A 16179-nucleotide genomic window follows, 5' to 3' on the forward strand; every position below is an offset into this window, starting at 1 on the left:
GTGCCTAAATGTCTTTTTTAAAACTATAAATACACGTTTTCCGAGAAGCTTGTCCTCCCGGAAAAACGATTGTACACAACATTACTTCAAGGTTGATGCAGCTTCCTGGCCCTCAGTAACAGATGGTGCCACAAAACTTGTACTCGCGTCCAAGTCGGCACTTTCCTCTTCATCAATACCATTATCGCTTATTGCTGGCTCACTCATTTTGAAATAGCCGACCTTACGGAATTTATTGTATCGATCTTCAATCAATTGCTCTGCATTCATAACAAGCAGATCTTGTAAATGACTCCATAGACCTTCTTTAATCTGTTCTGCTTGATATTCAAGATCGCGGTGAGCACCGCCTTGCGGCTCTTTAATAATACCTTCAATGATGCCGAATTCAAGTAAATCTTTTGCTGTAATCTTCATAGCTTCAGCAGCTTGATCCGCTCTAGAAGCATCCTTCCAAAGGATAGATGCCGCACCATTAGGTGAAATTGCGGAATAAATTGCATTTTCTAACATGAGTACACGATTGCCTACACCTAAAGCTAGTGCGCCCCCGCTACCGCCTTCACCAATTACTACACAAATGATAGGCACACCGAAACCAGCCATCTCCCGCAGATTACGAGCAATCGCTTCCGATTGTCCGCGTTCCTCTGCCGTATTGCCCGGGTAAGCGCCCTTCGTATCTATAAATGTTATAATTGGTCGATTGAATTTGTTCGCTTGCTGCATCATACGCAGTGCTTTGCGGAAGCCCTCTGGATGTGGGCTGCCGAAAAACCGAGCGATGTTTTCCCGAGTATCCTTACCTCGTTGATGGCCGATAACCGTTACCGGAACGCCATTCAGCTTAGCAAGTCCTCCCACGATCGCAAGATCATCCGCGAACAATCGATCACCATGCACTTCTAAAAAATCAGTAAAAATGGATGTAATAAAATCTAAAGAAGTTGGACGCTGATGATGACGGGCTAGATGCATCTTTTGTGCAGGCGACAACTCACTATAAAGTTCTTCTTCCAGTTGTTTGCAGCGTTCTTCAAGACGCAAAATCTCTTCCGAGAAATCGATGCCTTTTTCTACACTTAAGCTCTTCAGCTCAGTTATCTTTTGACGGAGTTCATTAATTGGCTTCTCAAAAGGCAATTCATTCGCCATGGAACGACTCCTCCTTCACACAGTGCATGTCAAGCAGCTTCGTAAGCGTAGCTTTCATATCCTTCCGATGGACAACCATGTCTAGATGACCATGTTGAAGATTAAACTCTGCTGTCTGGAAGTTATCTGGAAGCTTCTGAAGAATCGTCTGTTCGATTACGATACGACCTGCAAATCCAATCAATGCGCCAGGCTCGGCCAAATTGTAATCACCAAGACTTGCAAAGCTGGCAGAAACGCCACCTGTAGTCGGATCTGTGAAGACCGAAATGTAAAGACCGCCAGCTCCTTGGAATTTCGCAAGTGCAGCACTAGTCTTAGCCATTTGCATTAAGCTTAGTATACTTTCCTGCATACGAGCTCCGCTTGAGGTAGAGAAAATAATAAGCGGAAGACGCTTCTCATGAGCAGCTTCAATTGCCCTTGTTATTTTCTCCCCAGCTACGGAACCCATACTACCTGTAAAGAAATCAAAGCTCATTGCTGCTACTACAACCGGAAATCCGCCAATTTTACCGTCTCCAGTAATTACAGAATCCTTAAGATTCGATTTTGCCTTTTGTTGTTCCAGCTTATTCGCATAGCCTGGGAAAGAGAGCGGATCAACCGACTCCATCTCAGCATCATATTCAGAGAGAAGCCCGTCGTCGAGCGTCATTCTGATACGTTCCCAAGCATTCAGCCTGAAATGATGCCCGCAAGACGAGCACACTTTTAAGTTTTTTTCTAATTCTTTGCTGTACTGAATCGTGCCGCATTTAGAGCACTTATTCATTAAACCTTCCGGAATATCGCGCTTAGTGCGCTCCGAAGGAATTGTTGCGTATTTTTTCTTTGAAAATAGGTCCTTAATTTGCACGTTTGTGACACCTCTCAAGGCGCAATAGTATAGAGCTAGTCATCAAGGGCGAATGATGGCGTTAAACACTTCTTGCACTTCCTCAAGTTCGCCTGATGGAACTAAAATCTCAAATTGCTGTTTAGACAGATTAACGGGTCTGATTTTAACTAAAAATCCTTCATCCGTTAACCGTTTCTTGATATTTTCTGCCATCTTAGCTGTTGGTGCGATATAAATTACCGTCCACATCATGGTACCTCCTGAAAACTTTACGTTTGCAAAGTTCACCTGTTAAACTTTACTGAAGTCCCGCCAAAGGCCATATGATCTAATAATGATAACATAGTCATGGCGAATCCGGCAAATGATATTGGATAGCCTTGGGATCTCCATGAGCGATTCGAGCAGACGCCGCCGCCGCCAAACCTGCCACCAAATCATCGAGAAACACGTGAATTCGCTCACCTTTTACATTCAAATGTCGGATGATTCCTGGCTTCATTTTGTCCAAATAACCAAAGCTTGTAAGACCGATCATACCATATACATTCGTAATTCCAAGTGCCAATGTCTCATCTACACCGTATAGGGATTCATCCTTCTCCATTATGGATTGAAGCGGCTCTGGAAGCAGTTTGCGCTCAGCCAGTTCATCTAATGCAATTCCCGTATACAAAACATATTGCACTTCACGCTTATCAAGTACTGCAAGAACGCTGAGGCGGCATTCCTCCACCGTTAAATCTGCGTTGTATGGATGTTGCAGTGCTAAAACAATTTCTGCGATATCATCAATAACTACCCCACGCCTCTCAAGCCACTTCTCAATCCCGTTCACATGCATCATTCCTCTCGCACCCGCTAGTATCTCTATGCATATGCGTAGACAAGCTCTTATGTGCATAAAAGATCAACATGTGACGAGATCCCTATTTAATGACAACGGTACCTTCTCCCAGCAACTCCACTATAGCCTTTAACAGATCGGGCGTCGGGGTTACACGGTGGCTGTCGCTAAGCGCAATGAGTTTGCCCTCTCTTTCATAAAAAAGTGCCGAATCAAGCCCCCCTGGATGGGCAAAAAGCAATTGTTTCAGTTGACCCAGCACTACAGAATGTTCCTTGTCCGCTGTGATCTTTATGTAAATACGCTGACGCTTCTTCCCGTCTACCACATTCGAAGACACTTTTTTAGTATCTAAAGCTTCGATCGGCTTTGCTTCGATAACAGGCTGCTGCAATTTTGAATTATTCATCCGAGCGGTCCGCGACTTGGCCCATTGACGAAGGCGACGTACGTGCGCAGTCATGTTCTCTACTGACCCAGCAAATGGAACTACATCTTCCACAAGGAGTTTATAGTCGTCGTCTTGCTGCTGTACAGTTGCTTGAACAATGTATAGTCCATCCCTCTCGAGCTTATCTCCGCACCGTTTCCATACAGTTGGGAAAACGACAGCTTCGACACGCATTACACGGTCTTCAACTTCCAGAAAGCCCATCGCATTGCCCTTTTTATTCGTAAACGGCTTGAGTCCAGCAATCATTACGCCTACTATAACAATCGTTCCATCCTGAGCATCAGATAGTTCTACTAACCGATCGAGCTCAAGTCCCTCTAGCTGCGTAGCAACAGCATCAAGCGGATGCCCAGATAAATACATTCCGAGTAAATCCCTTTCAAAATCCAACATCTGCGTTGTTGTAAATGGTCGAATTTCTGGTAATTCGACATCCCAGTTCTGCACCTCGTCAAAGCCGAACATTTCAATTTGTAATTCTTCGCGTTCCTTCCGCCACTTAAGAGCAACTTCTACCGTTTCCTCAAGTGCGCCCAGCAGTTGAGCTCTATGTCCAGGCAACGAATCACATGCTCCTGCTTGGATTAAAGACTCTAACACACGTTTATTTACTACCCGTAAGTCTACACGTTTGGCTAGATCAAGCAAGCTCTCAAAAGGTTTCTCTTGTCGTTCCTTCAATATAGCATCGATAGCTTGAGAACCCACGTTTTTTATAGAAGCGAGTCCGAAACGAACGGCTTGACCAATCGGAGTAAATGAGGTGCTGCTTTCATTAATGTCCGGAGGCAACACCTTAATACCCATTCTTCGACATTCATCGGCGTATTCCGCAGTTTTCCTCATATTGCCTGTTACAGACGCTAACATAGAAGCCATAAAAGGAACAGGGTAATGAGCCTTCAGCCAGGCAGTCTGGAAAGCGAGCACGCCATAAGCAGCAGCATGAGCACGAGGGAAGCCATAATCAGCAAATCGAACAATCATATCATAAACATGGTTAGCTTCGATTGTGCTATATCCTTGCGTTAAGCTTCCCTTTACAAAGTGAGCCCGCTCCTCATCCAGTACTTCTCGCTTTTTCTTAGACACTGCTCGCCGCAGCAAATCTGCTTCACCTAACGAGAAACCTGCCATAAGAGAAGCGATTTGCATAATCTGTTCCTGATACACGATAATGCCATACGTATCAGACAGAATGGACTCCAAAGAAGGATGTGGATATTCAACTACGAGTGAACCATGTTTACCGCCAATGTATTTGGGTATAAACTCCATTGGGCCCGGGCGATACAACGCAAGCACAGATATAATATCTTCAAACGTTGATGGCTTCATTTCACGAAGCACTCTACGTACACCAGCTGATTCCAGCTGAAAGATGCCGGTAGTTTCCCCTTTTCCAAGCATCGTATACGTCTCGGTATCGGAGTCACTCACTTTGCGGAAATCAATGTCTTTGTCAAACAATTCCTTTACCCAATTAAGAGTACGCTCCAATATAGATAACGTTCGAAGTCCAAGAAAATCCATCTTAAGCAAACCAATCGCTTCTAGATGCTCCATTGAATATTGCGTCAAAGGAATTTGGTCACTGCCCTCTTGAAGAGGAACGTAATGGGTAAGAGGTTCTTGGGAAATGACTACCCCAGCTGCATGTGTGGACGCATGCCTTGGCATTCCTTCGACCTTCATCGCCATATGGAGCATCTTATTTGTTTTGGGCTGATTTTCGTACACTTCCCTTAGCCCGCTTCCGCTACGCAAAGCCTCCTCTAGTGTTATGCCAAGCTGATTTGGAATAAGCTTGGCAGCTCTATCAACTTCCTGGAAAGGTACATTTAGCGCTCGTCCAACATCTCTTACCGCTGCCTTAGCCGCCATAGTACCAAAAGTGATTATTTGTGCGACATGCGCCTCACCATACTTAGCAGCAACATAAGCAATAACTTCATCTCTTCGCTCGTCATTAAAATCAATATCGATGTCCGGCATAGATATCCGTTCGGGATTAAGAAATCTCTCAAAGAGCAGCTTATATTTCAACGGATCTACATCCGTAATACGCAGCGTATAAGCAACTAGACTGCCTGCTGAGGAACCCCGACCAGGACCTGTGCGAATTCCTCGTTCATGTGCAAATCGAACGAAGTCCCACACAATTAAAAAATAGTCGCTAAAGCCCATATTTTCGATAACCGATAGCTCATAAGCAAGCCTATCCTCTGCAGTTTTTCTGAAAGCAGAGTTTTCGGTCCAATCTTCCAAGCCCGCATATCTTGAATTGAGTCCGTCACGGCAAAGCTCTGCCAAATATTGTGCAGAGTTAGTACCATCCGGAACAGGACGAAAGACTGGAAGTGCCGCACGGCCAAGTGAAAGCTCCAGATTGCATTTATTAGCAATTTCGATCGTATTTGCGATAGCCTCGGGTACATGTCGGAACAATGAAACCATCTCATCGCCGGTTTTTAAATATAATTGGTCTGTCAAAATTTGCATCCGGTCTTTGTCATCGACGGACTTTCCCGTACCGATACAAATAAGCACATCTTGGACTTCAGCATCTTCCGGTTGTAAATAGTGAACATCATTGGTGGCAACCAGTTTGATACCAGTCTCTTTTGACAATTCGATCATAGCTGTAGAAACTTTTTTCTGCTCAAGCATGCCATGATCTTGGATCTCCAAATAAAAATCGTCTCCAAAAATAGCTTCGTAACGCTTAGCCGCTTCTATTGCAGCGTCCTTACGGTCATGCAGCAAATGCTGCGATACTTCACCCTGTAAGCACGAGCTGAGACATACCAGCCCTTCAGCATATTGAGCCAGCACTTCCATATCCACTCTAGGTTTGTAATGAAATCCTTCCAAATGGGCAACGGAACACAGTCTCATCAAGTTACGATAACCGGCCTCATTTTTGGCGAGTACAATTAAATGATACGTTGGGTTATCTTTACGCGAGCCTCCCTGAAATCGGGAGCCAGCGGTTAAATATAGCTCACAGCCGATGATCGGCTTAATTCCTTGTGCGCGACAAGCGCGATAGAAGGGGATTGCACCGTACATCACACCATGATCCGTCAGAGCGAGCGCCTTCATCCCAAGATCCGCTGCTTTTGCTGTCAGATCTCTAATACGAGCAGCACCATCGAGCAGACTATATTCGCTATGCGCATGCAAGTGCACAAATGCCGTTCCACTCCTGCCATCCATCGTGTTCTTCATTCCCTTCTTGCTCTTGACTTAAAAATGTTAAGTTACAGCTATTTTATCATAATCGAGTTGGACACGCCCATAGAATGGTAGTAAGGAATGGGGTTTAAAGGAGGTTTTACGAATGACTTACTTTTTGTCAAAGGCCGGACTCGATTTTTTTATCGCTTTTGGAGTTGTTATTGGTGGTTCTATGTTAGCTGGTCTTGGTTCGGTATTTATGTTGCTGCCGCCGGCCACTGTTATGGTTGATACAGCCTTGAGGCTGAAGATATGGGCTATCGTCGCCGCAATTGGCGGTTCTATCGATCCCGTTAAAGTTATCGAAAGTAATTTTGCTGCCGGACAATTGTCTCCTGTTGCACAACAAATTTGTTTTATAATGTTTGCATTTCTTGGTGCACATGTCGCGACTGAATTAGTGAAATTAATTTGTAAGGGGGCCGTGTAACGTATGCGTATGCCTACATTTGAGCGGTATGTAAGGGGCATGCAGCTGGTAGGTGTTTTTCTAATCGGAATGTTAGCGGGAGCTATTGTTCTTAATACGTTATTCATCGAGGAGTTTGAGGCTTTATACCATACTCGCAACGAACTTGAAGTAAAGCTCGAGCAATACGAACAAGATATTAAAAACTTGAATCAATATAAAAATCAGCATACTGTTATCAAAAGTATTCAGCTTCGTATAGCAGAAGATTCAGGCGGAGGCATTGCACGTACACAAATAGATAAAGTAACAGAAACCCAATTGATTAAACTTGTCAAAGAAGACTTGTCGATTTTCCTCGGTCAAAGCATCTATGAAATTGATTCAGACGCCAAATTCGCAAGGAGACTTCTCCAGCGCAAAGTATACTTGGATGTAAACGGAAAAGATTATTTTATTGATATCCGTACCGTCCTTTTGGCTGACAATGTGCTGCAAATTTGGCTCGATGCACGAGTATATGTAAAACCACCTGCAACTTGAAGCATTCTATCCCTAAATCTGTTACAATAGATTGCAATTGACACTCTAATGAATTGACATAATTAATTCTAAAAGGAGCCTCATCTACAATGGACCAAATTCTTCAATGGGTGCTATTCCCAGGCATCGTTATTACGCTAGCTCTATCATTGCTTTTTAGTCTGAAATCACGGCGTTCCAAGGAACCAAGAACTCGCGGTATTAACACAGCACGTATGAATATAAGCATGGGTTTCATGCTCCTGTTTTTTGCATCCGTACAACTGTTTTATTCCGCGGAGTCCACTCTACGCATCATTATTGGTGCGATCTTTATCGTTATAGGTTTGTTTAATCTTTTTGCAGGTTTCCGAAACCTTAGTGCGTATAGCTCACGTGGACAGGAAGAAGCCCACCGTCCATAACCCATATTAATAAGGATCAATCATCTGTGCCGTCATCATAGCTTTGGCGGCCAGACCTTGACGATCAAGCACCTCTATTTCCAACTTCGAAAATTTTCTACTCATCTCAAGAGCCTTCGGCTTTATCGTAATGACATTATCGATTTGAACTGGCCTTACGTAATATGAGGTCATACTCTCCAAAAGGAAGTCACGTTTCCCTGTCTCTCTGATCATACGTCTTGCCGCTTGCATCATTAACGTCGATAGTAATCCTTCTGATGCCATACCAAGTGCTCCCGACATCTGCGGTGTAATCGATCCTTTATAACTAATTCCCGCTTCTTCGGTACCGTTCTCCTCCGATTGCATAAAACCTGCCCACATTAAATCTTCAAACGTTTGACCCGATTCCGGCTGCTTGCCTGCGAATCGCATAGCGTCAAGCACTTCTTGACGAGTCACAACTCCAAGCAACTTGCGATGTCGGTCCACGATAGGAAGCAAGTCTATTCCTTCTGCTGCCATTGTATGGGCTGCCGATGTGACGGTAATGTTCGGAGCTGCTGTAATGGGTTGCCTTGACATGATCTTATCAACGGCAATATCATCAACGAAACCTACTGCGTCCTTGGCAGTCATCATACCAATAACTTTTCTACGATCGTCAACTACAGGAAACCGAGAATAGCCTGTCTCCTTTGTCAACTTATTGTACTCAGCTACTGTTGCTCCAAGTCGCAGTACATCAGCAGGTCGACTAAATGTCACAATGTCCTCTATCAACATAATTTTACGCTTAATAAGTCGATCGTACATCGCTCTATTAATCAGTGAGGCCACTGTAAACGTATCATGTCTCGAGGAAAGTATAGGTAGCGACAACTCATCGGCGAGCTTAATAACTTCTAGACTTGGCTCAAATCCACCCGTAATTAAAACGCCAGCTCCTTGTTCTAATCCGCATCGATGTGCACTTACCCGGTTGCCAACAATAAGCAAACTACCCTGATCAATATAACGAAGCATCGCATCAAGCTCCATAGCGCCAATGACGAATTTATGCAGTGACTTGTCCAGTCCGTCAGCTCCACCAAACAAACGTCCATCTACGATTTGAGCAACTTCCCCGAAAGTCAATTGATCCAAAGCATCTCTTCTCTTACGATCGATTCGAACAGTACCAATTCTCTCTTTGGTGCTGACAAGTCCTGACGATTCAGCTTCTTTAAATGCTTTGTAGACAGTTCCTTCGCTCACGCTCAGCGCTTTAGCTAACGCTCTTACAGAAATTTTCGTGCCAATTTTGAGACTTTGTATATGTTGAAGAATTTGTTCATGTTTTGTGCTTGTTTCATTGCTTGAATCATGGTTCGTAGCCAATGCGTATCACTCCTTGTATTTATTATAGGAGATCCTGCAATAAATAACGACTACCAGTCAAATTCAACCTTAGTCACCTTAAACTTAGCTTCCACAGCTTCTCCGCCTGTACCATTAATCCTCCATTTTTTGAATAGACTTTGCATAGTGTTATTGTTAATTGCACTTTCAGCGCCCTTAACAATAAACTCTTGCCAATCATAAGCAATCGGCACACGATAACGGAGTTTCAAAATTGGGTAATTTACGAATTCTATAACTTGCGGAGGAATCTCTTCATACACGCTAGAAAACAGAAATGAGTTGCTCTCGGTGTGAGGTCTTTCGATGGAATCAGACTTTAACTGCATCATATATTCAACCGTCTGAGTATGTGCGTTAACCCCGCAACTAAATGAACCTTTCGCTGTAGCAGTCTTTAGATGTCGGTGCGAGAAGCGGTATGTAAAAGTTAACTTAAAGGAAACATTGCAATAATAAGATCTAACTTTACGGTAAAATTCAAACTCTTCTACCAGCATCCTTCCTTCACCCTGCTCCTTCATTGATTATTCCACCATTCTAACACATTTGTAATTATTATGTTAATTATATTAAATAATCCACCCTTAAGTCAATGACTATAGTAACTAAAATAGATACATTCTATATAATGTTGTTGCTCCTCTCACAAAACCCTATCGTTAGGCTGAGGTGACAAAATGAGTACTATTGGGCGACTAATTGGCGACAACATTCGAGATTTACGCAAATCTAAAGGCTTCAGCCAAGAGCAGCTCGCACTTCGTGCCGATATTAATGCTTCTTATATGGGGCAGGTTGAACGGGGAGAAAAAAATCCCACTATCGATGTGCTCAGCAAAATTGCTATTGCGCTGCAAACGCCATTAGAAAGAATCGTAAATGTTGAGGTCAATCATGAAACAGATGAAAGCTCAACACGATATGTAGACAAAATCGCCAACCAACTGAACGGACTTACCTTGAAGGAACAAGAGGCCGTTTATAAACTCGTCAAGCAGCTCGTTCAGTTCAAGGAAATGGAATGATCCAGGCGTACACGGCTAAGCCGTCCTTTGGAGGCTTAGCTATCGTTTTGCGGAGAAATATAAGCCTTTTATAAGATAACAACCGTATAGAAGGCTTACATTTGAAACAAAACACAAACCATCTACCTGCTTATCGCAGGTAGATGGTTTGTTCGTCCGGCAATTGAAGTTGGTCCCTTTATTCTCCTCTTACCTTACGCTTATTTGTCATATATTTCGTTATTCCCTTCTCAAGCGCCTGTTCAAAATGTACTGCTTTAGCCCGTTTAATCCGCGCTAATTCTTTGCGCTTCTTCTCATTCATGAACAACAGCATATTGATATTTGCAGCAATAATAACGGCGGTAAACGCTAGCCACACATACCAAAAAAGTTTAGCGCCTCCGTCGAGGCTTCCCTGTCCAAGCACAGATAAAGCATAAAAAAGCATGCCTGAAGCTGCTACTAAATAAAAGATATGTTTCCCTTTCCCTGCCACCTTTTCTTTCTTCACCACCCGCATTCAGCCCCTTTTCCTACTCTCGTCCTACATCTCATATCATTCTATGAATATATCGATTCACATATGTCTTAAACGTCTTTTCTTTATCGCCTATACTGCTTAATTAGAATCACAATCCATTAGGCATATTCATATGATGAATTAATTCGTGTAATACACCTATAGGCCTCATGCCTCCATTCGCAATACCTCCTGATTTGGAAGGAGAATAGGAATGCTCAAATCTAAAGTTGCCATACAGGTGATCAGTTCCGGAACATTGCCGGAAGATACGATTATGGTTGGCGAATTTTATGTGAAACAATGGAAGATCCCGAGAGGTCAACATGTACTTTTTAAGTTCGGAGCCTTCAGACAGTATGTGAAAATTATTCCAGTAGCCAAGCTTAACGGCATTCGTGTAAGCCAATCCGTTGCAATTAAGATGGGTTTGCCAACGGAAAGCAAATCGCGCCTTCACCTTCGGATACATTTTGCTGCGAGCACAGGCACATTAGCACTAGGCCCTCTGATCGGCGTACTTATAAGCCGTGACTTCGCTCACATTCCTGATAAACCTTTCGGTTCCATCACCATGTTTTGTAGTGAATTAGTAGAAGCCTGTAAGGCACATGGCGCCTACGTATTCTTCTTCACCCCTAATCATATTGGTGATTCTGTCAGTTCGGTACAGGGATGGATCTATTCTGATGGTTGGAGGCAAGTCACAATGCCCGCGCCCGATATCATTAATAATCGCTTAACTACACGAAAGCTTGAGAACAACCCGGATGTACAGCATTTTTTCAAAGAAACGAAGCGCATTTATTCCACTGTCGTATTCAATGAAAAGTTTTTAGACAAAACAGAAGTTTTCGACGCTCTAAAAAAGGATAACGCCCTTGATCGTTATTTACCTGAATCCCATCAATTGAGCAGTTACGCTACATTCAAATCCATGTGCACCAAGTACAACAACGTATTCCTAAAACCCGTTCGCGGCAGCTTAGGTAAAGGCATTATCCGTGTGTCCCATTTAGAAGGTGAAAGCTATCAGGCACTACACGCCACGCCCACTGGATCAAAGCGACAAATTCACCCAAGTCTTGGGAGGCTATATTCCTCATTGTCGGTCAAAATGAAAACAGCCCGTTATCAAATTCAACAGGGGCTTCAATTGATTGAAGTTGGGAAGCGACCCGTTGACTTCCGTGCTCTCGTACAAAAAAATGCGACGGGAAAATGGATGATAACTTCCATTGTGGCTCGAACTGCAGGGAGTCAACACTTTGTTTCAAACTTAGCTCGTGGCGGCTCACTTAGTACCGTCAGTGCAGCTGTTGGCAAGAGCAACCTAAACACGAACATTAATCGTCTCGAAGCACCTGGTCGTTTACGACAAGCTGCGCTTACTATTGCTAACGGCATCGACACAAACATACCAGCTCACTTTGGCGAGCTTGGCATCGATTTAGCGATGGATACGAATGGAAAAGTGTGGCTGTTAGAAGTCAATTCAAAGCCATCAAAAAATGATAATACCCCTTTGAATGAAGGGAAAATCCGCCCATCAGTGCGGATGATGATTCAATACGCCCGCTTTCTATCAGGCTTCTAAGGGAGGTTGCCATGCCGCTGAGATTGCTTGCGTTTGGTATTATGACTGCATCAAGTCAGGGCGAACGGCGCCTTGCACTAGATAAAGAAGTAGTACCGTCTGAACCGCTGCTATGCAAAGAACTAACTCTAGCATCCCATCCTCTTGCCATTGATGTTTATGTATTTTCGGCGGAGGATTATAACGTTAAGACAGGGCTGCTGTACGGTTATCGCTTGGTCGGAATGAGCTGGAGGCGGCAGCCGGTCCCTTTGCCCGATGTCGTTTATGATCGTAGTTTCTACAAAACAGCAATAGATCGCAGATCCAATGCTATCGCCCTCTCCCATATGCAATTACGAAAAAATTATAAGCTGTTAAATAACAAGCTACCGTCAAAGCTTCATGTCTATGACGTTTTGTGTGAGGACATTGATCTACTCCCACATCTGCCTCCAACTAGCCACTACTCCTCTTTTGACCAACTACTCGGACTAATGAACCAGTACCCGGCTGGCGCTATTCTTAAGCCTGCGGCAGGAATGCAGGGCAGAGGTATCGTTCATCTTACTTATGAGACATTGAGCGGAGAAATAGTTGGAAGCGGGCGTATGCGAAATAATGAGCCATTTACCGTTTTATTCAAAAATAGAGAGCCTTTTGCGAAGTGGCTGGCTCGATTTATGGGGAACTCTTCTTTTCTTGTTCAGCCTTATTTATCCCTATCCAATACGTTTAACCAGCCGTTTGACATTCGGACATTGCTTCAGAAGGATGAACATGGTCGCTGGCAAGTTACCGGTTCTGTTGCGAGGCTGGGTCAAAGAGGTACACTTACCTCAAATCTTCATGGAGGTGGCACTGCTCAGGCTGCTGGCTCACTACTCTCAGCATACTTTGGCAAGCTGCATGCAGAACGTTTACTCCGCAAAATCCATATCATAAGTGGACGTACAGCAAAACGCTTGGAGCAAAACTTAGGCAGATTCGGAGAACTTGCCTTCGACTTTGGCGTTGATCAGAGTGGGGAAATATGGCTGTTAGAAGTCAACGCAAAACCCGGTAGAGAATCCTTTCGATTAATTGATGATTCAGAAGCTCAGAAACTTTCTATTATACGGCCACTGCAATATGCCAGATTTTTATCTAATCGTTCAGAACCAACGATAATTTCCAACCTATCCGTTTTTCAACCTGCTCCAGTTATTGAGCTAGATAACATTTCACAAATAAGATGAAGTCTTTAAACGTTCAGGAGGTTCATCGATGAGTTTGACAACTTGCAACGTACACTTCTCACAGCAATCCGATAAAATCGTCTATTTGTCCAAACCGCTCTACAAGCAGCTCAAGCTGTCTGGAAAACGGTCGATACATCTCAAGCTGGGCAATGAAATCATTACTGCTAGTGTAAGACAGCTTAGTCGTTCAGGTAATCATCTGTATCTTTCCGCGGGTGTCCGTAATTCTATCCGCGTGCCGAAATCAGGAAATGTCTATTTGTTAAGTACCGGAGAGAATGAGCTGCAGATTGGACCGTTGGTCGGCATTCTAACTGACACCATCCATCCTGCCGAGAGCTATCCCTTTGGTTCACGCTCTAGTTTTATTAAACAGGTTATCCGAACAGGGGATCGGAAAGCGTATATGTTCGGCTTCACCCCTAACGATATCAACTGGCAGCAAGAAACAGTTAACGGTTATTTCCTGAATCCACAAGGGGATTGGTTCCGCAAGATTGTGCCTTTACCCGATGTCGTTTACAATCGGCTTCCTAATCGTAAAGCGGAAACCTCTGCTTTTATAAGTACGATAAGAGAACGGTTTGTTAAACGAAAAATTCCATTGTTCAACTGGAGCTTTCTAAACAAAGCTGATGTCTATACACTACTGGATAAAGATCCAGAGGCGCTTGCTCATCTTCCTGAGTCCGTGTCAAACCCATCATCCACTAAAATTAAAGAGATGTTAGAAAAATATCAATTTCTATACTATAAACCAGGCGGCGGCAGTTTAGGTATCGGCATTTACCGACTAACCTACCACCCGACCCGCGGCTACTTCGTCAGATACCGCAAAGGCAGTCAAAACGTTTTAGCGAGATACAGTAGCTTTCAGAGCATGATGAAAATGTTGCAAAACAGACATGGAAGCCGCTTAAATCAATATGTCGCTCAACAAGGTATTCGCTTGTTAGAGATAGACAAATGTCAGCTCGACTTTCGTTTTCATATGCATAAAAACGGGAACAATCAATGGATCGCAGCAGGTATTGGCGCCAAGAAAGCAGGACGCGGTAGTGTGACAACCCATGTCAAAAGCGGAGGCTCGTTAATGACACCGGAACATGCACTGAGCCGAGCTTTTGGCAGCGAGGCAAATGCTATTTTGGAAAAAGCGAAGCGGGTTGCAGTTAAGCTATCAGAAGCGATTGAAAGAAATTATCCTCATCGGTTAGGCGAACTCGGCTTGGATATCGGAATCGACAAGTCTGGTGAGATCTGGATGTTCGAAGCAAATGCCAAACCAGGACGTTCAATCTTTAAACATCCTGCACTCCGTTCGGAGGGTAAAGCTTCTGTTTCATATATTTTTGAACATTGCCTTTATTTAAGCCGGTTCCAAGGGGGCAAAGGTCAATGAGAATCCCTGTCCTAGAGAAAAACCTATCGCATGATATTGGCAAAAGCTCGCCTGTACTAGCTATTCTTACAGTTGATGATGAAAGCGGAGAGTTCAGAGGCAATCGAAGTAACTTCGCTGACCTCATACGAACCGGACAATCGATGGGTTTTCTTGTTTATGTACTCACTATAAAAAATTTATTCTTGCGCCGCAGAATGCTGCGAGGATTTATACATCACAAAGAAACGAATAGCTGGAAAAAACAGCTCCTTCCTTTCCCTGATATTATTTATAATCGCATTCCTCAGCGTGAAGATGAGATGCAGCCCGAAGTGAGACAAAAAATTAATGCTTGCCGTAAACATTCGAAAGTGATGTTATTCAATCCTTCCTTCTTCAATAAATGGGATCTATTTGAATGGCTCAGAGGTTCGAAGACAACTAAACCATTTATCCCAACAACACGCCGATTAATGAGCGTAAGTGGTCTTGGACGGATGATTCGTAAGCATAACTATCTTTATCTAAAGCCAGAAAGCGGAAAAGCCGGAAACGGCATTATGACCGTCAAAGTACACGGAGAAAAAACACTCCCTTATCGACTAAAAATACAAGAAAACAAAAGCAGCTCAACTTACAACTGTTCTTCAATACAAAAACTATGGAGTCGCATCCAGAAGCAAAGCGGCGGCGAAGCCTATATTGCACAACAAGGAATACCTCTTGCTTCAATTAATGAACGTCGATTTGACCTGAGAGCTCTCGTGCAAAAAAACAGGCGAGGCATATGGGAGCTAACAGGTCTTGGAGCACGTATTGCAGGTGCCTCTAGCATAACGACTCACGTTCCTCGAGGTGGGAAAATAGAAGATCCCGAAAAACTGCTTACCTATTCATTCAATTCAGAGCAAGCACATATGCTGTTACAAAAAACGAAACGGGTATCACTTATGATTGCCAAGCAAATCGAACGCGCTTCCGGCCAACGATTAGTTGAAATGTCAATGGATCTTGGGGTTGATAACAGCGGTCATCTGTGGTTTTTTGAAGCAAATTCCAAACCGATGAAGTTCGACGAACCTCATATTCGTCAAAAATCATTGGAGAGAATTTTTCAATATGGAGCTTATTTAGTCGCTAGAAAAAAACTAAAGCCAGCAGGAGGCGCATAA

16 protein-coding genes are annotated in these 16179 nt (G+C 43.6%); 8 read left to right on the forward strand and 8 right to left on the reverse strand.

Features of this window, described 5'->3' with window-relative positions:
* Window positions 1-81: 81 nt before the first annotated feature.
* The 5 genes from MFF31_RS00885 to MFF31_RS00905 form a co-directional block, all read right to left on the reverse strand.
* On the reverse strand, window positions 82-1155 hold the full coding sequence (locus MFF31_RS00885; RefSeq protein ID WP_238186298.1) for an acetyl-CoA carboxylase carboxyltransferase subunit alpha: 1074 nt from the start codon (window positions 1153-1155) through the stop codon (window positions 82-84).
* Complete coding sequence (gene accD, locus MFF31_RS00890) at window positions 1145-2014, reverse strand: acetyl-CoA carboxylase, carboxyltransferase subunit beta (RefSeq protein ID WP_238186299.1); 870 nt, start codon at window positions 2012-2014, stop codon at window positions 1145-1147. Before accD ends, MFF31_RS00885 begins: the two co-directional genes overlap by 11 nt.
* 42 nt (window positions 2015-2056) lie before the next feature.
* Window positions 2057-2245 carry a glutamate decarboxylase gene (locus MFF31_RS00895; protein ID WP_238188434.1) on the reverse strand — a complete coding sequence of 63 codons (189 nt, stop codon included), beginning with the start codon at window positions 2243-2245 and terminating at the stop codon, window positions 2057-2059.
* 97 nt (window positions 2246-2342) lie between these two features.
* A complete protein-coding gene (locus MFF31_RS00900) occupies window positions 2343-2840 on the reverse strand; it encodes a phosphatidylglycerophosphatase A family protein (RefSeq protein WP_238188435.1) in 498 nt (165 codons plus the stop codon).
* Between the two features lie 85 nt (window positions 2841-2925).
* A complete protein-coding gene (locus tag MFF31_RS00905; protein WP_238186300.1) occupies window positions 2926-6528 on the reverse strand; it encodes a DNA polymerase III subunit alpha in 3603 nt (1200 codons plus the stop codon).
* A 112-nt stretch (window positions 6529-6640) separates the two neighbouring features.
* Here MFF31_RS00905 and MFF31_RS00910 point away from each other — a divergent pair, with 112 nt between their 5' ends.
* From MFF31_RS00910 to MFF31_RS00920, 3 genes are all read left to right on the forward strand, one after another.
* On the forward strand, window positions 6641-6967 hold the full coding sequence (locus MFF31_RS00910) for a YtrH family sporulation protein (RefSeq protein WP_238186301.1): 327 nt from the start codon (window positions 6641-6643) through the stop codon (window positions 6965-6967).
* A 3-nt stretch (window positions 6968-6970) separates the two neighbouring features.
* The gene (locus MFF31_RS00915; RefSeq protein ID WP_238186302.1) at window positions 6971-7489 is read left to right on the forward strand and encodes a sporulation membrane protein YtrI; all 519 of its coding nucleotides are present in this window, start codon (window positions 6971-6973) and stop codon (window positions 7487-7489) included.
* 89 nt (window positions 7490-7578) lie between these two features.
* Window positions 7579-7893: a YtpI family protein gene (locus MFF31_RS00920; protein WP_238186303.1), complete on the forward strand. Its 315-nt coding sequence runs from the start codon at window positions 7579-7581 to the stop codon at window positions 7891-7893.
* A gap of 6 nt (window positions 7894-7899) precedes the next feature.
* On the opposite strand, the gene MFF31_RS00925 is transcribed toward MFF31_RS00920, so the two are convergent.
* Window positions 7900-9255, reverse strand: coding sequence for a DRTGG domain-containing protein (locus MFF31_RS00925; RefSeq protein ID WP_238186304.1), 1356 nt, complete (start codon window positions 9253-9255; stop codon window positions 7900-7902).
* Between the two features lie 50 nt (window positions 9256-9305).
* Window positions 9306-9800, reverse strand: a complete 495-nt coding sequence (locus tag MFF31_RS00930; protein ID WP_238186305.1) for a hypothetical protein — start codon at window positions 9798-9800, stop codon at window positions 9306-9308.
* Window positions 9801-9956: 156 nt separating this feature from the next.
* Between MFF31_RS00930 and MFF31_RS00935 the strand changes: the two genes are divergently transcribed.
* Window positions 9957-10304, forward strand: coding sequence for a helix-turn-helix domain-containing protein (locus tag MFF31_RS00935; RefSeq protein ID WP_238186306.1), 348 nt, complete (start codon window positions 9957-9959; stop codon window positions 10302-10304).
* 178 nt (window positions 10305-10482) lie between these two features.
* Here the strand turns inward: MFF31_RS00935 and MFF31_RS00940 are convergent, their stop codons facing one another.
* Window positions 10483-10800 carry a hypothetical protein gene (locus MFF31_RS00940; RefSeq protein WP_238186307.1) on the reverse strand — a complete coding sequence of 106 codons (318 nt, stop codon included), beginning with the start codon at window positions 10798-10800 and terminating at the stop codon, window positions 10483-10485.
* 220 nt (window positions 10801-11020) lie between these two features.
* Here MFF31_RS00940 and MFF31_RS00945 point away from each other — a divergent pair, with 220 nt between their 5' ends.
* The 4 genes from MFF31_RS00945 to MFF31_RS00960 are packed head-to-tail and all read left to right on the forward strand — an operon-like array spanning window position 11021 to window position 16179.
* Window positions 11021-12403: a YheC/YheD family endospore coat-associated protein gene (locus tag MFF31_RS00945; protein ID WP_238186308.1), complete on the forward strand. Its 1383-nt coding sequence runs from the start codon at window positions 11021-11023 to the stop codon at window positions 12401-12403.
* Between the two features lie 11 nt (window positions 12404-12414).
* Complete coding sequence (locus MFF31_RS00950) at window positions 12415-13620, forward strand: YheC/YheD family endospore coat-associated protein (protein WP_238186309.1); 1206 nt, start codon at window positions 12415-12417, stop codon at window positions 13618-13620.
* A 28-nt stretch (window positions 13621-13648) separates the two neighbouring features.
* The gene (locus tag MFF31_RS00955) at window positions 13649-15025 is read left to right on the forward strand and encodes a YheC/YheD family endospore coat-associated protein (RefSeq protein WP_238186310.1); all 1377 of its coding nucleotides are present in this window, start codon (window positions 13649-13651) and stop codon (window positions 15023-15025) included.
* Window positions 15022-16179, forward strand: a complete 1158-nt coding sequence (locus MFF31_RS00960) for a YheC/YheD family endospore coat-associated protein (RefSeq protein WP_238186311.1) — start codon at window positions 15022-15024, stop codon at window positions 16177-16179. The genes MFF31_RS00955 and MFF31_RS00960 overlap by 4 nt, the downstream gene beginning before the upstream one ends.

It is taken from the genome of Paenibacillus sp. L3-i20 (genome assembly GCF_022180385.2).
Lineage (GTDB): Bacteria > Bacillota > Bacilli > Paenibacillales > Paenibacillaceae > Pristimantibacillus.

Coding starts and splice junctions, on each gene's coding strand:
- MFF31_RS00885 (WP_238186298.1), bottom strand. CDS start 1,155: ATGGCGAATGAATTGCCTTTTGAGAAGCCAATTAATGAACTCCGTCAA.
- MFF31_RS00895 (WP_238188434.1), bottom strand. CDS start 2,245: ATGTGGACGGTAATTTATATCGCACCAACAGCTAAGATGGCAGAAAAT.
- MFF31_RS00900 (WP_238188435.1), bottom strand. CDS start 2,840: ATGCATGTGAACGGGATTGAGAAGTGGCTTGAGAGGCGTGGGGTAGTT.
- MFF31_RS00905 (WP_238186300.1), bottom strand. CDS start 6,528: ATGAAGAACACGATGGATGGCAGGAGTGGAACGGCATTTGTGCACTTG.
- MFF31_RS00910 (WP_238186301.1), top strand. CDS start 6,641: ATGACTTACTTTTTGTCAAAGGCCGGACTCGATTTTTTTATCGCTTTT.
- MFF31_RS00915 (WP_238186302.1), top strand. CDS start 6,971: ATGCGTATGCCTACATTTGAGCGGTATGTAAGGGGCATGCAGCTGGTA.
- MFF31_RS00920 (WP_238186303.1), top strand. CDS start 7,579: ATGGACCAAATTCTTCAATGGGTGCTATTCCCAGGCATCGTTATTACG.
- MFF31_RS00930 (WP_238186305.1), bottom strand. CDS start 9,800: ATGAAGGAGCAGGGTGAAGGAAGGATGCTGGTAGAAGAGTTTGAATTT.
- MFF31_RS00935 (WP_238186306.1), top strand. CDS start 9,957: ATGAGTACTATTGGGCGACTAATTGGCGACAACATTCGAGATTTACGC.
- MFF31_RS00945 (WP_238186308.1), top strand. CDS start 11,021: ATGCTCAAATCTAAAGTTGCCATACAGGTGATCAGTTCCGGAACATTG.
- MFF31_RS00950 (WP_238186309.1), top strand. CDS start 12,415: ATGCCGCTGAGATTGCTTGCGTTTGGTATTATGACTGCATCAAGTCAG.
- MFF31_RS00955 (WP_238186310.1), top strand. CDS start 13,649: ATGAGTTTGACAACTTGCAACGTACACTTCTCACAGCAATCCGATAAA.
- MFF31_RS00960 (WP_238186311.1), top strand. CDS start 15,022: ATGAGAATCCCTGTCCTAGAGAAAAACCTATCGCATGATATTGGCAAA.